The sequence below is a fragment of the Amycolatopsis sp. NPDC051758 genome (assembly GCF_044453095.1).
In the GTDB taxonomy this organism is placed as follows: Bacteria; Actinomycetota; Actinomycetes; order Mycobacteriales; family Pseudonocardiaceae; genus Amycolatopsis.
In genome coordinates this window covers 99,695-116,114 of the sequence record NZ_JBITCJ010000007.1, presented here as the reverse complement: position 1 = coordinate 116,114, position 16,420 = coordinate 99,695, and the positions used below count along the sequence as shown (strand labels likewise).

Here is a 16,420-nt window from a genome sequence, read left to right as displayed (position 1 = left end):
CTTCACAGCAGTGGCCCGGGGTAGTACGTGGCCACGGACTCGCCCGCCGGGGCGGTTTCCTTCTCCGGCTCCGGAACGGTCCGCGTCGGGATCACCACCACGGGGCAGCTCGCCTCCCGCAGGCAGTGCTCAGCGACCGAGCCGACGAGCAGCTTCAGCAGCCGGCCGCGGCCGTGGCTGCCGAGCACGAGCATCGCCGCCGTCTTGGACGCCTCCTCGAGCGCCACCGTGGCCGAGTGCTCGACCAGCTCGGCCCGGACCGCGACGCCCGGGTGCTCGGCCCGCACCTCGCCGACGACCTCGTCGAGCTCATGCCGTTCCTGGTCCGCGACCGTCTGCGGCGATCCGGCGACCGCCGCGCCGAGGTCGTAGGCTGGCTCGAACGTCCACGCGCGCAGTGCGACGACCTGACGGCCGCTCACCGCCGCTTCCGACACCGCCCAGCGCAGGGCGGCCACGCTGACCGCCGAATGGTCCACGCCGACGACGATGTCGCCCTGGTTTGCCGTGGTCATGGGAGTTTCACCTTCTCTTCGTTGTCAGGAATGGGTCTTGCGGTCCTGCTCCTGGAGCCACTCCTGCTGCCACTGGGCGAGGCGGAAGCGGTCGAGGGAGAACACCGTGAGCCGGTAGCCGGCCGCGAGCAGCGCCAGCGCGGCCAGCCACAGGCCCAGCCCGATGACGACGGCGTCGATGACGACACCCGCGCCGCTGAGCGGCGGGTCCGCCGGGCTGCCGTCGTGATCCACCCAGATCGTCAGCGTCTCGCCCTTGAGCGCGCCCTGGTCGGCCAGGACCTTGCCGACGCGGCGGGTCCCGTCCGGGAGCAGCCACGTCGCTTCGGTCGGTTCGCCACTTCCGGCGACACCTGCCCGCGAGTGCACCGTGATGGCCGGTCCGTCGGCGAGCAGGGTCGCACCGACCCGGGTGCGCTCGCTCAGTTCCTGCGCGGACTGGGTCTGTTGCCGGACATACGTTTCCGAGCCGAAGCTGGCGGCGACCGGCAGCGCGGCGAGCGCGAGCAGCACCGTGAGGACCAGCAGGCCGGCCTGGAAGCGGTCCGAGGCCCGCGCCACCGAACCGCGGCCGGGCAGGACGGTGCGCCACATCCGCGCGACCGGGTTCGACGACGTGCTCATGATTCCTGCCCTCTCCGCACCGGAAACCCTGGGTAGGACCAGGATCATCGATTTGTCCCTCGCTCCGAAGAGGCCTTGGGCCCCGGTACGCCGGGACCGATCCACCCCGCTTCGGAGGCCCTCCGACAGTGCGCTGAGGACTTAGGACCCTGTGCTGCCGGGAGATCACCGGCCATGGTCGGGAAAATCCCACCGAAACGGAGCCCGGACCATGCGCGCACGCGAGATCATGACCACGCCGACGTTCGCCTTGACGCCGTCCGCGACGCTCGCGGAGGCCGCCGAGATGATGACCCGGCACGGGTTCACCACGATGCCGGTGGTCGGTACGGACGGGCGGCTGCTCGGCCTGGTGTCCGAAGCCGACATCCTGCGCGCCCCGGCTCCGGCGGGCGACCCGGACTCCGGCGTGATGCTCGACGGCGGCCCTCGCACGGCAGGCTCGCTCATGCGCCAGTCGGGGGTGGCCGTGTCGGCCGACACCGCGGTGCGTGAGCTGGCACGGCTGATGACCGACGCCGGGGTGCGCTCGGCGCCGGTCGTCGAAGGCGGGCACGTGGTCGGCATGCTGACCTTCCAGGACGTGCTGCGCGCCACGGCCGGGCACGCGTGAGGCGTCAGCTCGCCGGGACGTCCGGGCCGGTGCGCTGGGTCAGGACGTCCGCCACCGGCCGCCGGCCCGTCAGCCGGGTCGGGTAGCCGTAACCGATGCGCAGCAGGGTGTGCGGCTGCCCGAGCCCGGCGAAGAGCCGGTCGAGCGACTCCCGCGTCCGCGGCGTTTCGAACGGCTGGGACAGGAACGACGTCGCCAGGCCCTCGGCGGTCGCGGTGAGCAGCACCCGCTGCATCGCCATGCCGGCGCGGACTTCCGCGTGCGGCCCCTTGTCCCGGGTCAGCAGCGCGCCGAGCAACGGTTCCTGCTCGTACTCCCGGGAAGGCAGGTCCTGGTTTTCGTGCGACGCCCGCAGCGAGACGATCCCGTGGCTGTGCGGGGGCGGTCCGGACGCGATCTTCGGGACGCCGTCGGGACTGTCGAGCTCGCGATGAGTCCAGAACGCGGCTTCCGCCGCGAAGTCGAGGTCGCCGGCCTGCAGCGCCTCGGCCTGCCGGACCAGCGAAGCCACCGTCGTGTACCGGCCGGAAGCGTCGAGGTACTCGATCTGCCCGCCCTCGCTCAGCGCCGCGGATTTCAGTGCCGCGCGCAGTGCGGGCGGAACTTCCTTGTCCAGCAGCGGACGGCGGTTGGTGTGCCGGCGGAAGACGGCTTCGGCGAGCTTGCGCTCAAGGGCGGTGGCCTTCTGGTTGCCGTCGAGCCGGATCACCACGGCCAGGTCGGGCCGGGTCCGGTCGGGCAGCATCCGCACGGTCGCGGCGAGCCCGTTGGCCCGCAGGCAGATGACCAGGTTGAAGGCGGCCGCACCACAGGCGAGCCGCGCCTCCCGCGCGTGCGGGTCCGCCACGGTGAGCAGCCGCTCGCGGTCCAGCCACACCTCGATCACGTCGTGCTCGACGACGAACCGCCAGGGCTGGGTGTTGTGCGGCGAGGGCGCGCGCACGGCCGAGGCGAGGGCCTGGTCGAACACGTCGGGCAGGGGTCGGCTCATCGTCGGGCTCCGGGTTTCCTGGGGGACGAACCCACCCAGCATCACCGGCGGCGCCGCTCCCCCGCGACGGCCTCGCGTCACGTCCCCGAAGGACCAAAGACCTCCCGTGCTGAGACCGGTTTCAGCCGGCCGGTGGGATGCTCGAGCGGCGCGAGCGGAGGCCGAACCATGGACCGGCGAGCAGTGCACGAGCAGTGGGAGCGCGACCGCGCCACCCTCCACGAGCTGGTGGGCGCCGCGACGGCCGCCGATCTGCGGCGCCGGTCGCGGGGCACCCGGTGGACCAACCGGCAGCTGGTGTTCCACCTCGTGTTCGGCTACCAGATCGTGCGTGCCCTGCTGGTGCTGATCCGCGTCTTCGGCCGGCTGCCGGACCTCGTGAGCCGCGGGTTCGCCGCCGTGCTGAACGCGGCCACCCCGCCGTTCCACGTGATCAACTACCTCGGGTCGTGCGGCGGCGGCCTGATCGGCCCGCGGTTCGCGGCCGCCTGGCTCGACCGCATCATCGCCTCACTCCACCGCAGCCTCGACCAGGCCGGCGAAGCCGACCTCGCTCGCGGGATGCACTACCCGACCCGGTGGGACCCCTTCTTCCGGCCGTACATGACATTGGCCGACGTCTACCGCTACCCGGCCCGGCACTTCGCCTTCCACCTCGAACAGCTCACCCTCGACCAGTAGTCAGCACAGCACGCGTTCTCCTTCCTCCGGGACGACCGCGCACCACCCCGCCTCGGCGTGCAGCGCCTTCGCCAGTGCGTGCGACGGCTCCGGCTCGCCCTCGACGACGAAGGCCGTCTCCGGCGCCGGTGTTGCGGTCGCCCACGCCAGCACCTCCGCCGGGCCGGCGAACTCGCCGGTGCCGCCCAACGCGGTCACCTCGGCCCGGACCGGCACGTAGCGCCCGTGGATCTTGAGGTGCCGGCCGCCGTCCGCGAGCTGCGCGGCGCGCGTCCCTGGCGGCGGGTCTCCCAGCAGGACGACGCCGTTGCGCTGATCCGGCAGCAAGGCGGCGAGGTGCCGCAGCACTCGCCCCGAGTCCGCCGTCTCCAGCCCGGCCACGATGATCGACGGCCGGTCCGGAACCGGCCCGGACAGCCCGCCGGGCTCACTCACCCGGCCGTCCCGGCGCAGCTCGTGCCACCGCTCGGTCACCGCCCGGTGGTGGACCTCGATCCCGGCCGAGCCCGCCGGGCTGTCCAGCAGGACCGGCAGCCGCGGGATCTCCTGGGCGTCCATGAGATCCCGCACCATCGTCAGCAGCAGCTCGGCGCCCCCCGCGGCCGCGGGGACGACAACGCTCCCACCCCGCCGGACCGCGCGGTGCACCGCCGCGGCGAACCGCCCGGGCAGGTGGCGGTCGCCGGGTTGCTGGGGAGCGGCGAGCACCAGGACGTCCGAGCGGGGCCGCGGGTCCGGTGGGCACAGCAGCGGATGGCCGGCCGCGCCCAGCGGTCCCGCGAACACGACCGAGCGGCCACCCGCGTGGATCCGCACCCAAGCCGCCCCGAGCCCTCCGCCGACGCGGCCGAATTCGAGTTCCGCGCCGTCGAGCTGCCGGAGCGTGCCGAACTCGACCGGCTGTACCAGGGCGAGCGCCCGGGTGACGTCCTCGGTCCGGAACGGCGGGACGGCCGGGCCGGGCGGGCACCACCGGTCCACGTCTTCCTCGAACTGTTTCGCGGCGTCGCCCAGTACGACCGGGAGCAGCTCGGCGGTCCCGGGCGTCGCGAACACCGGTCCGCGCCAGCCTTCGGCGACCAGCTGCGGCAGGAACCCCGTGTGCCCGAGACCGGCGCTCGGCAGGATCACCGCGTCGGCTGTGTGCAGTTCGCCGGGGCCGGGTGAGAAGTTGCGGCGCCACAAGGCATCCGGCCCGGCGAACAGTCCGCACCCGACCAGCAGGTTCGCCCCCGGGGTCTCAAGCAGGTACCGGGCACAACCCACGCCGCCGAGGAACGTCAGCGCCGGACCGGGGCCGGCCGCGCGGGATCCCTCGGACATCTGCTCGTCCCTTCGTGGTGTCAAGCCGCGACGTCCCGCCGGCGGAACCCGGTCACCCCTGCCACGACCAGCGCGCCGCCCAGTGCGACGAGCCAGAGCAACGGGGCCGGGTGCACGGCGGCGCCGGGCAGCTTCGGCAAGTGAGTGAACGGCGACAGGTCGAGCACCCACTGGTCGAGTTTCAGCAGCACCCCGAACTCGCCCAGCAGCAGGAACGTCGTCAGCGCGACCCAGGCCAGGGTGACCGCCCGCGCGATGAAGCCGAACAGCGCCGTCACGAGCCCGGCGAGCACCCAGACCGCGGGCAGCTGGGCCAGTGCCGCGCCGACCAGCCGGACCGCCTCGGCGCCGGGCGAGCCGGTGCGGATCCCGTACGCCAGCCCGGCGGTGAGCCCGAGCGCCGTGAGCAGCACCACCGGTGCGGCCACCGCGAGCAGGAGGTACCCCGCCAGCAGGCGCCGGCGGTCGAGCGCGGTGGCCAGCAGGGGCTCGACGCGCAGCGCCCGCTCCTCGCCCCGCAGGTGGATCAGGACAGTGATTGCGTAGGCCGCGGTGATCACTCCCGCCATCGAGAACTCGGCCGCGAGGAACGCGTTCTCGAGAGCCTGTTCCCCGCCGAGTGCGGTGATCAGCGCCCGGGCACCGTCGCTGTCGAGCATCTTCCCGACGTTGCCCGCGAGACCACCGAGGACCAGGCCGATCAGGACGTACCCGGCCAGCCAGGCGGCCAGGTTCGCCCGGTTGAGGCGCCACGCCAGGCCCCACGCGCCGCGCAGGGAGCGCTCGGCGTGCGCCGCGCCCGCACGATCCGGCAGCAGCCCGGCGTTGATGTCGCGCACGCGGGCGAGCGCGACCGCCACGCCGAGCAGCGCGGCGGTGACGAGCAGCGGGACGGCCAGGACCCACCACACGTCACCGGCATACGGCCGGACCTGCTGGGTCCACCCGATCGGCGACGCCCACGACAGCCGGCGCGGGCCGGCGGAGTCACCCACCGCCCGCAGGAAGTACGCCGCGAGCAGTGCGACGACGGCGAGGCCCGAGGCGGCTCTCGCGCTCTTGGTCAGCTGGGCGGTCACCGCGGCGACCGCGCCGAAGACGAGACCGGCGGCCGCCCAGCCGAGGCCGAACGCCAGCGATCCGGCCACCGGCAGCCCCGCCGCCGCGAGCCCCAGCCCGCTGCAGAGGCCGAGGACCAGGCTCGAGACCGACGTGACGACGACGCCCGCCACCAGGCCCGCGAACCGGCCGACCACCGCGGAGCCGAGCAGCTCCCGCCGGCCGGCCTCCTCCTCGGCCCGGGTGTGCCGGACCGCGGTGAAGATCATCAGCAACCCGATCAGGGCCGCGCCGAACGCGGTCAGCTTGAACACCGACGTCGCGCCCAGCGTCGGTTCGTACACCGGGCCGTAGAGCGCGACCAGGGCCGGGACCGAGTTGATGCTGTCGGCCGCGGCCTGCTGGTCTCCGGTGGCCGGGTAGACCGCCGCGGTCGCCGCGGCCGAAGATGCCGCCACCGCGGTGCACACCGCGGCCCAGACCGGCAGGCGGACCCGGTCCCGGCGCAGCGCCAGCCGGACCAGGGTGCCGGTGCCGGTCAGCGAGCTCATGCCGGCACCGCCGTCCGGTCCGCGCCGGTGCGGTAGTGGCGCAGGAACAGCTCTTCCAGGGTCGGCGGGTTGCTGGTCAGGTTCCGGACCCCGCCGTGGCTCAGCAGGCCGAGCACCGGCGCCAGCTCGGTGTTGTCGACCGTGAGCCGCACCTGGTCGCCCTCGGCGGTGAAGTCGTGCACCCCCGGCAGGTGCGCCAGGCCGTCCACGGTGCCGGAAAGCCGCGCGGTGATGGTGGTCCGGGCGAGGTGCCGCAGTTCGTCGAGGCTGCCGGAGTCCACCAGCCGCCCGCCGCGGATGATGCTGACGCGGTCGCACAGCGCCTCCGCCTCGGAGAGGATGTGGCTCGACAGCAGGACGGTGCGGCCCCGGTCGCGCTCCTCGCGGACGCACTCCCGGAAGACCTCCTCCATCAGCGGGTCGAGCCCGGTGGTGGGCTCGTCGAGCAGCAGCAGCTCGACGTCCGAGGAAAGTGCCGCCACAACTGCGACCTTCTGCCGGTTCCCCTTCGAGTACGCGCGGCCCTTGATCCGCGGGTCGAGCTCGAAGCGGTCCAGGTATCGCTTGCGGCGCACCGGGTCCAGGCCGCCGCGCAACCGCCCGAGTAGGTCGATGACCTCACCGCCGGTGAGGTTCGGCCACAACGACACCTCGCCCGGCACGTAAGCGAGGCGGCGGTGCAGCGCCACGGCGTCCCGCCACGGATCGCCGCCGAGCAGCCGCAGCTCACCGGCGTCGGCGTGCAGCAGGCCCAGCAGCACCCGCAGCGTGGTGGTCTTCCCGGCGCCGTTCGGGCCGAGGAACCCGTGCACCTCCCCGGTTTCGACGGTCAGGTCGAGCCCGTCGAGCGCCGTCGTCCGGCCGAACCGCTTGCGCAGTCCGGTGATTCTGATGGCGCTGGTCATCGGGTGCTCTCCAGCAGGATCCGCCGCTCGGCCGAGGCGATGGCGGCGCGGGACACACCCAGGACATCCGGGTTGACCGAGATCGACGTGATCCCGAAGCCGACCAGGTGCTCGGCGAAACCGGGCTTGGTCGACGGCGCCTGGCCGCACAGCGACGAGGTGATGGTGTGCTGCCGGGCGATGCGGACGATCTTCTCGATCGCGTCCAGCACGGCCGGGTCGGCCTCGTCGAACAGCTCCGCGCACTGCGCCGAGTCGCGATCGACGCCGAGCACCAGCTGGGTGAGGTCGTTGCTGCCGATCGAGACGCCGTCGATGCCCATGCCGGCGTACTCGCCCAGCCAGTACACGACCGACGGGACCTCGGCCATGATCCAGCGGTGCAGCCCGCGCTGCCGCCCGAGCGGGCTGGCGTCGACCAGTTCCAGGCACTCCTCGAGCTCCCACTTGGTGCGCACGAACGGGATCATCAGGTGCAGGTTCGGTGTCTGCTCGCGGACCCTCGCGAGGGTCTCCAGCTCGAGGGCGAACAGGTCGCGCTCGCGGACGTACCGGTAGCAGCCGCGGTAGCCGATCATCGGGTTGCTCTCGACCGGCTCGAAGGCGTCGCCGCCGGCCAGGCCGCGGAACTCGTTGGTCCGCAGGTCGGTCGCGCGGTAGACCACCGGGCGGGTCCCGAACGGCCGGGTGATCTTCAGCAGCGACTCCGTCATCTTGTCCACGAAGGACCGTTCTTCACCCTTGGCGAGCAGGTCGCGCGGGTGGCGGCCATCCAGAGCCTCGGTCAGCAGGAACTCCGCGCGCAGCAGGCCGACGCCGTCGACCGCCTGGGCGGCGACTTCTTCGGCGTGGTCGGGCATGGCGAGGTTGACGTACAGCTTGGTGCCGATGGCTTCCGGCGCCACCGGGCCGGCGACCGCTTCGGTGCGCGCCGGGGCCTTCTTGGTCGCACCGGCCCGGACCTCGCCCTTCGTGCCGTCGACGGTGACCAGCGTGCGATCGGCCAGCACGCGGGTGGCGTCGCCGGTGCCGACGACGCACGGCACGCCGAGCTCGCGGGCGACCACCGCGGCGTGACAGGTCATCCCGCCGCCGTCGGTGACCACGGCGGCGGCCCGGCGCATCGCCGGCACCCAGTCCGGGTTGGTCATCGGGGCGACGAGGACCTCGCCGTCGCGCAGGTGCTTGGCCTCGGCCGGGTCGTGCAGGACACGCACCGCGCCGCTGCCCTCGCCCGGCGACGCGGCGAGCCCGGAGACGAGCGCTTCGGTCGTCACCGCCGTCAGCGGCGGCAGCGTGGTGATCGGGCGTGACTGGACCAGGAAGATCTCGTCGCCGGCGATCGCGAACTCGATGTCCTGCGGTACGGCGTAGTGTTCCTCGACCCGGGACGCCATCCGCGCGAGCTCCAGCACCACGGTGTCGCTCAGGACGCGGCGGCTGCCCGCGGGCCCGGGCAGTTCGATCCGGACGTCGCCGCCGCCGGCTTCGGCGACGATCTTGTGGCTCTGCTTGCCCACCCGGACCGAGAGGACCAGCAGGTCTTTCTTGCCGACGACGTAGGTGTCGGGCTCGACGGCGCCGCTGACGATCGCTTCACCTTGGCCGAACACGGCTTCGACGACCACGCGGTCACGGTCGCCGGTGCGCGGGTCGGCGGTGAAGATCACCCCGGACCGCTCGGACTGGATCATGCGCTGGACGACGACCGCGATCGCCGGCTCGCCGCTGAACCCCCGGCTGGCGCGGTAGCTGACCACGCGCGGGCTGAACAGCGACGTCCAGCAGTCGATGACGCGCTCGGCCACCGCGTTGTCGCCCCAGATGTTGGTGTAGGTGGCGTTCATCCCGGCGAAGGAGGCCTCGGCGCCGTCCTCCCCCGTGGCCGACGACCGGATCGCGACCGGCGTGGACCCACCCATCCCCTGGTAGGCCGCGGCGATCTCGGCACGCAGGTCGCCGGTGAGCCCGGCGAGGCGGACGAGGGCGCGCATCCGGTCGCAGGCTTCGGCCAGTGCCGCCGTGTCGTCCACATTGGCCACTGCCTTGGCGTGCAGGTCGGCCAGCTCGGCGCGGACACCCGCGTGCTCCAGTGCGGCCCAGTAGCCGTCGCGCGAGATGACGAAGCCGCCCGGGACGGTGAAGCCCGCGGAGATCAGCTCGCCGAGGTTGGCACCCTTGCCGCCCACGGTCTCGTCGTCGGTGAGCCGGATCTCGGCCAGATCGCGCACGTAGGTCATCGGAGTCCTCCTGGTGGTGGGAACATCTCGCCGAGCGGGAGTCGTGGTGAGGGGGCACTGGGAACGGCCGGGTACCCGTAACGGAAGATCGCTTGCGGTACACCCGGCAGGGCCAGCTCCGAGACCAGCCGCGCCCGGAGGCCGGTCAGCTGCAGCGGCTGGGTGAGCACCGATCCGACCAGTGCCTTCGACGTCGCCGTCAGCCACAGCCGCTGCAGCGCAGCACCGGCGGCGAGGTGGTCCGTGCGCGCGTCGCCGTCGGTGCAGACGATCAGCAGGCTTTCCGCGGCCAGCCGTTCGGTGAGCACGACGTCGTCGGGCACGGGGGTGTCGGTGCGGACGAGTCCCGCCACCGGCAGGGCTTCGGGGCTCAGCGCGTCCTCGGGGACGCCGTCACCGGTCGCCGCCCAGCCGTGGGTGTGCGCGGTCCACAGCGCCAGCTCGCGCTGGTAACCGCGGTCCTCGCGGAGAACGCGCGTGGCGAAGCCGAGCAGCTCGGCCAGCTTGTCCAGCCGGCCGGGCACCACGAGGTGGACGCCGGTCGTCTCGCCCGCCACGACCACCGCGGAGTGGACGGCGGCCGGCACCCGGTTGTGGTGGAAGCGGCGCCGGTGACTGCGTCGGCGGTTGATCGCTTGGTACAGCGCGAAATCGCGGGGGGAGGGTGTCCGCGGGCGGCCGATCGTCACGGTGGCGACGACGTCGTCGTCCCGGAACCCGACGTGGCAGTCCCGGCCGAGGACGCGCACCGCGAGCTCCAGGTTGGTGACGGCGGCGCCGCAGGACAGCAGCCGGTCGCGGCCGGCCGGGTCGTGCCGGCGCAGCTGGACGTCCCGGCGCTCGAGCAGGTCCACCTCGGTGCCGCGGACGAGCAGCTGCCACGGCTGGCTGTTGTGCACCGAAGGCGCGCGGCTCACCGCGCGGGCGAGCACGCCGATCTGTTCGGAGGTCAGGGCTGCCGGTGCTGCGGCGGTCATCGCGGTCACTCCCGTAGGCGGAGTCGAGCGCTCCGCCGAAGTCATCGTGGGTCCGCGGTGGGTACGGGCACCGGAGCACAAAGTCCTCTGCCTCGGCGTAATTCGGCCCCTACCGGCGCTGTCGGCCGCAGCGCACGATCGCGGTGACATCGATGAGGAAGAGAGGCTCGCCATGGTTTCGCGTACCGGTCGTGTGATCGTCGTCGGCATGGACGGCTCGCCCCGCGGCGACGCGGCACTGCAGTGGGCGCTGGAAGCCGGCGCGCACACCGGAGACACGGTCCGCGCGATCCTCGTCCGGCCCCGCGACACGCTGCTGCCCGGGACGTCGTTCGCCATCCACCCCCACGGCCGCGTGCCGGAAGCCGGCTACTCGCTGGACGAGCACGTCGCCAAGCTGACGCTCGACACCCCGGCGTCGCTGGAGACCCGCACGGTTCACGGCGACCCGGCGACCGAACTGGTGACGGCCTCGGCGGACGCGGACCTGCTGGTGCTCGGCACCCACCGCGGCGGGGCCGTGTCCGATCTGGTGCTGGGCAGCGTCGGCCGGGAGTGCGTGCGCTTTTCGCGGTGCCCGGTGGTGGTCATCACCCCGGAAGCAGCGCATCGGCTCGCGCCGGCCTGATCACCCGGCTTCGCAGGAAGCACCGATTCATCCCGCCTTCCTTCGCTTCGGGATGTCCAGTCCGACGAGCAACAGGCCCTGCGGAAAACCGGGCAGCAGCGACTCGTCGAGGTACCGGTCCCGTTCCGCGGAGGCTTGGAACGGCAATGAAACGACCTGGGAGCTGAAGCTGCGGACCGCCGCGGCCAGCCGGGTCGCGTGCAGTGCGGCGCCGGCCAGGACGTGGTGGCGGCGGGTGTCGCCGGGGGTGGTGATCAGGAGGGGGGACTGCCCGGTGAGGTCGGCGCCGAGCCGCTTGAGCGTCGGTGTCCATTCCGGGCGGACGATCCGGACGTCGGTCTCCGGCCAGAAGTCGTCGCCGGCCAGGGCGCCCAGCACGGCGAGGCTGACCGGCCGCAACCTGGTCGCGGCCGGCTCGTGCAGTTTGCGCAGTGCCGCGTAGCGGGCCCATTCGCTGCTGGACGGACTGCGCGGGCCGCCGACCCGGACGACGGCCGCGACGTCGGGGCGAGCCGGATCCTGCGGGAAGGTCACCACCGGTTCGCGGCCCAGCACGCGCACCACCGTCCAGATCGTCGACAACACCGCGCCGCATTCCAGCAGCGCGGCCGCCCCGGCCCGCTCACGCCGGGCGGGCGGCTCGGTCAGCACGACCTCGTCCGGCCGGACCTCCGCGACGCAGCGGTTCGGGCCGAGCCGGACGAGGGCGTCGCCGAGGACGGTCCGCGACGACCGGTCCCACCGGAACGGCGGCGAGATCATCCGGCGACGCTGACGTGTCTCGACGCGGCACGGCAAGTGGCCAGCAGGCCCTCGACATCGATCACGGTGACGCGGTTCTCCAGGCCCGGCGGGATTTCGGCCCGCACGTCCGGATCCGGGGAGACCAGCGCGACCGGCACGTTGTCCCGGATCGCGCAGACGACGCCGAACTCGCGGGCGGTCAGTTCGGCACCCTGGCCACGGACGTCCACGACCAGGTCCGGCTGGGCGAACGGCTCGTCGAGCGGGCACCGGCCACCGGGCGCGAGGGCGCGGCAGAGCCCGGCGCGGCTGTGGCACCGGCTGACCAGGCACCCGGTGTCGCGCAACGGCTGGACCAGGAACTCGGCGTCCCCGAAGGAAGCTTCGGTCAGCAGAACGTGCATGACTCACCTCACGGTCACTCGGGCGAGCGCCTCTTCGGCGCCGCGGGCCAGCTCCAGGTCTTCCCGGGGCAGGACGATCAGGGCGGGCACCGGCGAGTCCGCCGCGGTGACGATCCGGTCGACGTCGGTGTGCGGGACGTCGCCGGCGCGCAGTCCGAGGACGGCGAGCCCGCCGACGACGGACGTGATCAAGCCGGGCTGGTATTCGGCCACCCCGCCCGTGAAGACCACCGCGTCCAGCCGCGACAGGCTCGTCGCGGCCGCGCCGATCTCCCGGTGGAGCCGGTGCCGGTAGACGTCGAGGGCGACCTCGGCGTCCGGTTCGCCGTGCGCCGCGGCGGCCAGCATCCGGCGCAGGTCGCCGTTGGTGCCCGTCATCCCGGCCAGCCCGGAGCGGTGGAACAGCGCGTCGGCCATCTCGGCCGCGCTCATCGGCACCGTCTGCATGACGTGCAGCAGCAGGCCCGGGTCGACCGAACCGGACCGGGTGGCCATCATGGCGCCTTCGAGCGGGGTGAACCCCATGCTCGTGTCGACACCGTGGCCGTCGCGGATCGCGGTCACCGACACCCCGGCACCCACGTGGGCGCAGACGAGCTGCAGGTCCTCCGTCGCCCGGCCGAGCAGCTCGCCGGTGCGGTGCAGGGCGTGCTGGCACGACAGGCCGTGGAAACCGTAGCGGCGCAGGCGGTTCTGCGCGGTCCACGCCCGCGGCAGCGGGTAGCGGGCCGCGGCTTCGGGCATCCGCGCGTGGAACGCGGTGTCGAAGCACGCCACCACCGGGACGTCCGGCAGCAGCCGCCGGACCTCGCGGGTCACCGACAGGGACTGCGGCTGGTGGTTCGGCGCCAGCGACGTCAGCCGCTCGAGGTTCGCGAGCAGGGCGTCGTCGACCCGCGCCGGTGCCTTCTGCGAACCGCCGTGGACGAACCGGACGGCGACCGCGTCGACGTCGGACCACCGGCGGATCGCCTGGGTGACCGCGGCCGGGTCGGTCGTGTCCCACGCCGCCCAGCCGACGCCGGCGCCGTCGGCGACCAGTGACACCTTCATGCTCGACGAGCCCGGGTTCAGGGTCAGGACACGCACGGCTTCCTCCGGTTTCAGTCGCGCAGGCGGCGCAGGAACGGGTCGGCTGCCGCAGGACGCTCCAACCGGGCGCGGACGTCGAGCGCCACGCATCCGTCGGAGTGCGCGCGCACCGGGTTGAGGTCCAGTTCGGTGAGTTCGGGCACCAGCTCGGCCAGGCGGCTGACCTTCAGGAGCAGCTCCCGCACGGCACCCCGGTCGAGCCGGCCCGGCGACCAGAGCGCTTTCGACGCGCGCAGGCCGTCGAGCAGCAGGTCGGCGTCGGCGCCGGTGAGCGGGGCGAGCCGGGCCGCGCGGTCGGCGATCAGGTCCGTGTCGACCCCGCCGAGCCCGAACACGACCAGTGGCCCGAACACCGGGTCCGAGCGCACCCCGACCAGGAACTCCCGGCCGGGTTCGGCCATCGGCTGCACGGTGACCCCGCGCAGGGCGGAGCCGAAGCGGGACCGCAGGGTGCGGAACGCCTCGAGGATCCGGTCGGCGCCGTGCACGTTCAGGAGCACGCCCCCGCCCGCGGTCTTGTGCAGCAGCCCGTCGGCGTCGGCCTTCAGCACGACCGGCGAGTCCAGGTCGGCGGTGGCGGCCGCCACCGAATCGCCGGCTTCGACGTACCGGGTCTCCACCATCGGGATCTCGGCCAGGCGCAGCAGTTCGACCGCGTCCCGGGGCGGCAGCCACCCTTCGCGGCCGGCGGCGAACGCCCGCAGCGCGCCGGGATCTTCCAGCGGGACAAGGGCTTCGCCGGCCTCGGGCCGGTTCAGCCACTGCTCGTAGCGGACCAGCCGGGCCAGCACCGCGGCGGCCGCGGCCGGGTCGTCGTAACAGGCGGTCACCCCGTTGCGGCCGCCCTCGACGAGCGGCGCGACGCGGGCGCGCTGCCCGGGCCGGACCGCGAAAACGGTCTTGTACTCGGGCGGCAGCACCGCGGCGATCGACGCGCCGGGATCACCGACGGCGGTGGGCACGGTCGCGGCGAGCACCGCGTCGACACCGTCGTCGGCGAGCACGGCGCGCAGCGCGTCGGCGAACACCGCCGGCGGGACGGCCGCGGTCGTGTCGACCGGGTTCCGCACCGCCGCTTCGGACGGCAGGAGCTTCACCAGCTGTTCCCGTGTCTCGTCGGACAGCTCCGCCATGACCAGTCCTTCGCGCTCACAGGCGTCGGCGGCCAGCACCCCGGCGCCGCCGGCGTTGCTGACCACGGCCACCCGCGGCCCGCCCGGCAGCAGCTGCCAGGACAGCCCGGCGATGACGTCGACCAGCTCGGCGACGGTGTCCACGGCGATGACCCCGGCCTGCTCGAACAGCGCGTCGCGGGTGACGGCGGGGGTCGCGGCGGCGGCCGTGTGCGACGCGGCGGCGCGCTGGGCGGTGTCGCCGCTGCCGGAGCGGACGGCGAGCACCGGGCGGGTGCGGGCCAGCTGCCGCGCGAGGCGGCTGAACTTGCGCGGGTTGCCGAAGGATTCGAGGTAGAGCACGGCGATCTCGGTGCGGCGGTCGGCGGTCCACCACATCAGCAGGTCGTTGCCGCTGACGTCGTACTTGTCCCCGGTGGAGACCAGCGTCGACATGCCGAGGCCGAGGTCGTTCAACGACTCCGCCAGCGCGATCCCGACCCCGCCGGACTGGGTGACCACGCCGATGTTGCCGGGTTTCACGCGGCTGCCGAGGAAGGTCAGGTCGTAGGGGCACGCCGGGTCGGTCGAGACGACTCCGAGGCAGTTCGGGCCGACCAGCCGCATGCCGTGCTCGCGCACCGCCGCGTGGACCCGGGCGCCGGCCTCGGTGCCGGTCAGCCCGGACGAGATGATGACGACCGCGCGGACGCCGCGTCTTCCGCATTCTTCGACCGCTTCCGCGGCGGCCGGCGCGGGCAGGCAGACCACGGCGAGTTCGGGGGTGCGGCTCAGCGCCGCGACGGACGGGACGCTCGGCACGCCGAGGATCTCGCCGGCGTGCGGGTTCACCACCTCGACCGGGCCCGGGTAGCCGGACGCGACCAGGTTGGCCAGTACGGCGTGGCCCACCGAGCCCGGACGGCGTCCCGCGCCGATCACGGCGATCGACGACGGCTTGAACAGGTGGGTCAGGCTGGCCGCGTCGGCGACCGAGTCGCGCTTCAGCACGGCGTCCAGGTAGGTGGCGTCTTCGTCCAGGATCATCACGACGTCCCGTTCGGGGCCGCCGACGCTGGCTTCGAATCGCAGGCCGAGGTCGGCGAAGACGTGGATCACCTTGGCGTTCTCGGCGAGCACTTCGGCGACGAGCCGTTTCAGCCCCGTCTTCCGGGCGTGTGAGACCAGGTGTTCCATCAGCAGGGTCGCGACGCCCTGTGTGCGCACGGTCGCGTCGACGACCAGGGCCACTTCGGCGTCGGTCGAGTCTTTCAGGACTTCGTAGTTCGCCACGCCGACGAGTTCACCGCGCCGGTAACAGCCCACGGCGTAGTGGCCGGGGCCGGGGTCGGCCGTCATCTCCGCCGCCAGCTTGTCCAATGCGGACGGACGAGCGCCGAAGAACCGGAAGTAGGTGTCCTGCTCGGTGAGCCGGGTGTGCAGGGCGAGCACCTCGTCGGTGTCGGCCGGGTGCAACGGGCGCACGAGCACCACGTCGCCGTCCGCGAGCAGGGCCCGGGAGCCCGCTTCCACGCTCATCGTTTCTCCTCACGGAACGAAGGTGGACGCGGCCGGCCAAGGGGCCGCGCCCACCTGAGGGCGTCACCTGGTTCTTCGTGACCTGGATCTTGACGTGCTTGTCACGCGGGTGCTCCGAAACCGGCATCGTGATCTCGAGGATGCCGTCGGAGTACGTCGCCTTGACCTTCGCCGGGTCGGCCCCGGCCGGCAGGCTGACCGTGCGGCTGAAGGTGCCGTAGAAGAACTCGCTACGGCCTTCGGCCTGCTCCTTCGCCGCACAGCTCCGCACGGACGAGGAACTTGCCGTCCTCTGTGGACTCCTCGATCCGCACGGGGTTGTGCTCGGCGAACGGCCAGGGGTTCTCCAGCCACGCCGCGATGCTCGGCAACGCCAGGCGTGCACCCGGCACCAAGGCAGTCATCTTGTTCTCCTCTCCCGC

Annotated in this window: 16 protein-coding genes and 1 pseudogene; 3 read left to right on the top strand and 14 right to left on the bottom strand. The window is 73.1% G+C overall.

Annotated features, from left to right (window positions below; genetic code table 11):
• Window positions 1-2: 2 nt before the first annotated feature.
• Together ACIA5G_RS30910 and ACIA5G_RS30905 are read right to left on the bottom strand one after the other, a co-directional pair.
• Window positions 3-515, bottom strand: a complete 513-nt coding sequence (locus ACIA5G_RS30910; protein WP_395929507.1) for a universal stress protein — start codon at window positions 513-515, stop codon at window positions 3-5.
• Between the two features lie 24 nt (window positions 516-539).
• Window positions 540-1,139 carry a hypothetical protein gene (locus ACIA5G_RS30905; RefSeq protein ID WP_395929504.1) on the bottom strand — a complete coding sequence of 200 codons (600 nt, stop codon included), beginning with the start codon at window positions 1,137-1,139 and terminating at the stop codon, window positions 540-542.
• Window positions 1,140-1,350: 211 nt separating this feature from the next.
• Here ACIA5G_RS30905 and ACIA5G_RS30900 point away from each other — a divergent pair, with 211 nt between their 5' ends.
• Window positions 1,351-1,752, top strand: a complete 402-nt coding sequence (locus tag ACIA5G_RS30900; RefSeq protein WP_395929502.1) for an HPP family protein — start codon at window positions 1,351-1,353, stop codon at window positions 1,750-1,752.
• 4 nt (window positions 1,753-1,756) lie between these two features.
• Here the strand turns inward: ACIA5G_RS30900 and ACIA5G_RS30895 are convergent, their stop codons facing one another.
• Window positions 1,757-2,743, bottom strand: a complete 987-nt coding sequence (locus ACIA5G_RS30895; protein ID WP_395929500.1) for an Acg family FMN-binding oxidoreductase — start codon at window positions 2,741-2,743, stop codon at window positions 1,757-1,759.
• Between the two features lie 168 nt (window positions 2,744-2,911).
• Here ACIA5G_RS30895 and ACIA5G_RS30890 point away from each other — a divergent pair, with 168 nt between their 5' ends.
• A complete protein-coding gene (locus tag ACIA5G_RS30890; protein WP_395929498.1) occupies window positions 2,912-3,424 on the top strand; it encodes a DinB family protein in 513 nt (170 codons plus the stop codon).
• Here the strand turns inward: ACIA5G_RS30890 and ACIA5G_RS30885 are convergent, their stop codons facing one another.
• The 5 genes from ACIA5G_RS30885 to ACIA5G_RS30865 are packed head-to-tail and all read right to left on the bottom strand — an operon-like array spanning window position 3,425 to window position 10,479.
• Window positions 3,425-4,747 (bottom strand): MBL fold metallo-hydrolase, encoded by a 1,323-nt coding sequence (locus ACIA5G_RS30885; RefSeq protein WP_395929496.1) that lies wholly within the window; start codon window positions 4,745-4,747, stop codon window positions 3,425-3,427. It lies immediately after the preceding gene.
• Window positions 4,748-4,767: 20 nt separating this feature from the next.
• Complete coding sequence (locus tag ACIA5G_RS30880) at window positions 4,768-6,357, bottom strand: ABC transporter permease (RefSeq protein ID WP_395929494.1); 1,590 nt, start codon at window positions 6,355-6,357, stop codon at window positions 4,768-4,770.
• Window positions 6,354-7,262 carry an ATP-binding cassette domain-containing protein gene (locus ACIA5G_RS30875; RefSeq protein ID WP_395929492.1) on the bottom strand — a complete coding sequence of 303 codons (909 nt, stop codon included), beginning with the start codon at window positions 7,260-7,262 and terminating at the stop codon, window positions 6,354-6,356. The genes ACIA5G_RS30880 and ACIA5G_RS30875 overlap by 4 nt, the downstream gene beginning before the upstream one ends.
• Window positions 7,259-9,502: a phosphoenolpyruvate synthase gene (gene ppsA / locus ACIA5G_RS30870; protein WP_395929490.1), complete on the bottom strand. Its 2,244-nt coding sequence runs from the start codon at window positions 9,500-9,502 to the stop codon at window positions 7,259-7,261. Before ppsA ends, ACIA5G_RS30875 begins: the two co-directional genes overlap by 4 nt.
• Window positions 9,499-10,479, bottom strand: a complete 981-nt coding sequence (locus tag ACIA5G_RS30865) for an Acg family FMN-binding oxidoreductase (RefSeq protein ID WP_395929488.1) — start codon at window positions 10,477-10,479, stop codon at window positions 9,499-9,501. The genes ppsA and ACIA5G_RS30865 overlap by 4 nt, the downstream gene beginning before the upstream one ends.
• A gap of 172 nt (window positions 10,480-10,651) precedes the next feature.
• On the opposite strand from ACIA5G_RS30865, the gene ACIA5G_RS30860 reads away from it, so the two are divergent.
• On the top strand, window positions 10,652-11,107 hold the full coding sequence (locus tag ACIA5G_RS30860) for a universal stress protein (protein WP_395929486.1): 456 nt from the start codon (window positions 10,652-10,654) through the stop codon (window positions 11,105-11,107).
• A 27-nt stretch (window positions 11,108-11,134) separates the two neighbouring features.
• On the opposite strand, the gene ACIA5G_RS30855 is transcribed toward ACIA5G_RS30860, so the two are convergent.
• From ACIA5G_RS30855 to ACIA5G_RS30830, 6 genes and pseudogenes are all read right to left on the bottom strand, one after another.
• Window positions 11,135-11,869: a hypothetical protein gene (locus ACIA5G_RS30855; RefSeq protein WP_395929484.1), complete on the bottom strand. Its 735-nt coding sequence runs from the start codon at window positions 11,867-11,869 to the stop codon at window positions 11,135-11,137.
• A complete protein-coding gene (locus ACIA5G_RS30850; RefSeq protein WP_395929482.1) occupies window positions 11,866-12,255 on the bottom strand; it encodes a hypothetical protein in 390 nt (129 codons plus the stop codon). The genes ACIA5G_RS30855 and ACIA5G_RS30850 overlap by 4 nt, the downstream gene beginning before the upstream one ends.
• A gap of 3 nt (window positions 12,256-12,258) precedes the next feature.
• A complete protein-coding gene (locus ACIA5G_RS30845; protein WP_395929480.1) occupies window positions 12,259-13,344 on the bottom strand; it encodes an acetate/propionate family kinase in 1,086 nt (361 codons plus the stop codon).
• A 14-nt stretch (window positions 13,345-13,358) separates the two neighbouring features.
• Window positions 13,359-15,998, bottom strand: coding sequence for a GNAT family N-acetyltransferase (locus ACIA5G_RS30840; protein ID WP_395929478.1), 2,640 nt, complete (start codon window positions 15,996-15,998; stop codon window positions 13,359-13,361).
• 139 nt (window positions 15,999-16,137) lie between these two features.
• Window positions 16,138-16,269: pseudogene (locus ACIA5G_RS30835) on the bottom strand (Hsp20/alpha crystallin family protein); the annotation flags it as partial.
• Window positions 16,229-16,402: a hypothetical protein gene (locus tag ACIA5G_RS30830; protein WP_395929476.1), complete on the bottom strand. Its 174-nt coding sequence runs from the start codon at window positions 16,400-16,402 to the stop codon at window positions 16,229-16,231. The pseudogene ACIA5G_RS30835 and the gene ACIA5G_RS30830, both read right to left, overlap by 41 nt.
• Window positions 16,403-16,420: the final 18 nt, after the last annotated feature.

Coding starts and splice junctions, on each gene's coding strand:
- ACIA5G_RS30840 (WP_395929478.1), bottom strand. CDS start 15,998: ATGAGCGTGGAAGCGGGCTCCCGGGCCCTGCTCGCGGACGGCGACGTG.
- ACIA5G_RS30890 (WP_395929498.1), top strand. CDS start 2,912: ATGGACCGGCGAGCAGTGCACGAGCAGTGGGAGCGCGACCGCGCCACC.
- ACIA5G_RS30855 (WP_395929484.1), bottom strand. CDS start 11,869: ATGATCTCGCCGCCGTTCCGGTGGGACCGGTCGTCGCGGACCGTCCTC.
- ACIA5G_RS30860 (WP_395929486.1), top strand. CDS start 10,652: ATGGTTTCGCGTACCGGTCGTGTGATCGTCGTCGGCATGGACGGCTCG.
- ACIA5G_RS30895 (WP_395929500.1), bottom strand. CDS start 2,743: ATGAGCCGACCCCTGCCCGACGTGTTCGACCAGGCCCTCGCCTCGGCC.
- ACIA5G_RS30880 (WP_395929494.1), bottom strand. CDS start 6,357: ATGAGCTCGCTGACCGGCACCGGCACCCTGGTCCGGCTGGCGCTGCGC.
- ACIA5G_RS30865 (WP_395929488.1), bottom strand. CDS start 10,479: ATGACCGCCGCAGCACCGGCAGCCCTGACCTCCGAACAGATCGGCGTG.
- ACIA5G_RS30900 (WP_395929502.1), top strand. CDS start 1,351: ATGCGCGCACGCGAGATCATGACCACGCCGACGTTCGCCTTGACGCCG.
- ACIA5G_RS30850 (WP_395929482.1), bottom strand. CDS start 12,255: ATGCACGTTCTGCTGACCGAAGCTTCCTTCGGGGACGCCGAGTTCCTG.
- ACIA5G_RS30875 (WP_395929492.1), bottom strand. CDS start 7,262: ATGACCAGCGCCATCAGAATCACCGGACTGCGCAAGCGGTTCGGCCGG.
- ACIA5G_RS30830 (WP_395929476.1), bottom strand. CDS start 16,402: ATGACTGCCTTGGTGCCGGGTGCACGCCTGGCGTTGCCGAGCATCGCG.
- ppsA (WP_395929490.1), bottom strand. CDS start 9,502: ATGACCTACGTGCGCGATCTGGCCGAGATCCGGCTCACCGACGACGAG.
- ACIA5G_RS30905 (WP_395929504.1), bottom strand. CDS start 1,139: ATGAGCACGTCGTCGAACCCGGTCGCGCGGATGTGGCGCACCGTCCTG.
- ACIA5G_RS30910 (WP_395929507.1), bottom strand. CDS start 515: ATGACCACGGCAAACCAGGGCGACATCGTCGTCGGCGTGGACCATTCG.
- ACIA5G_RS30885 (WP_395929496.1), bottom strand. CDS start 4,747: ATGTCCGAGGGATCCCGCGCGGCCGGCCCCGGTCCGGCGCTGACGTTC.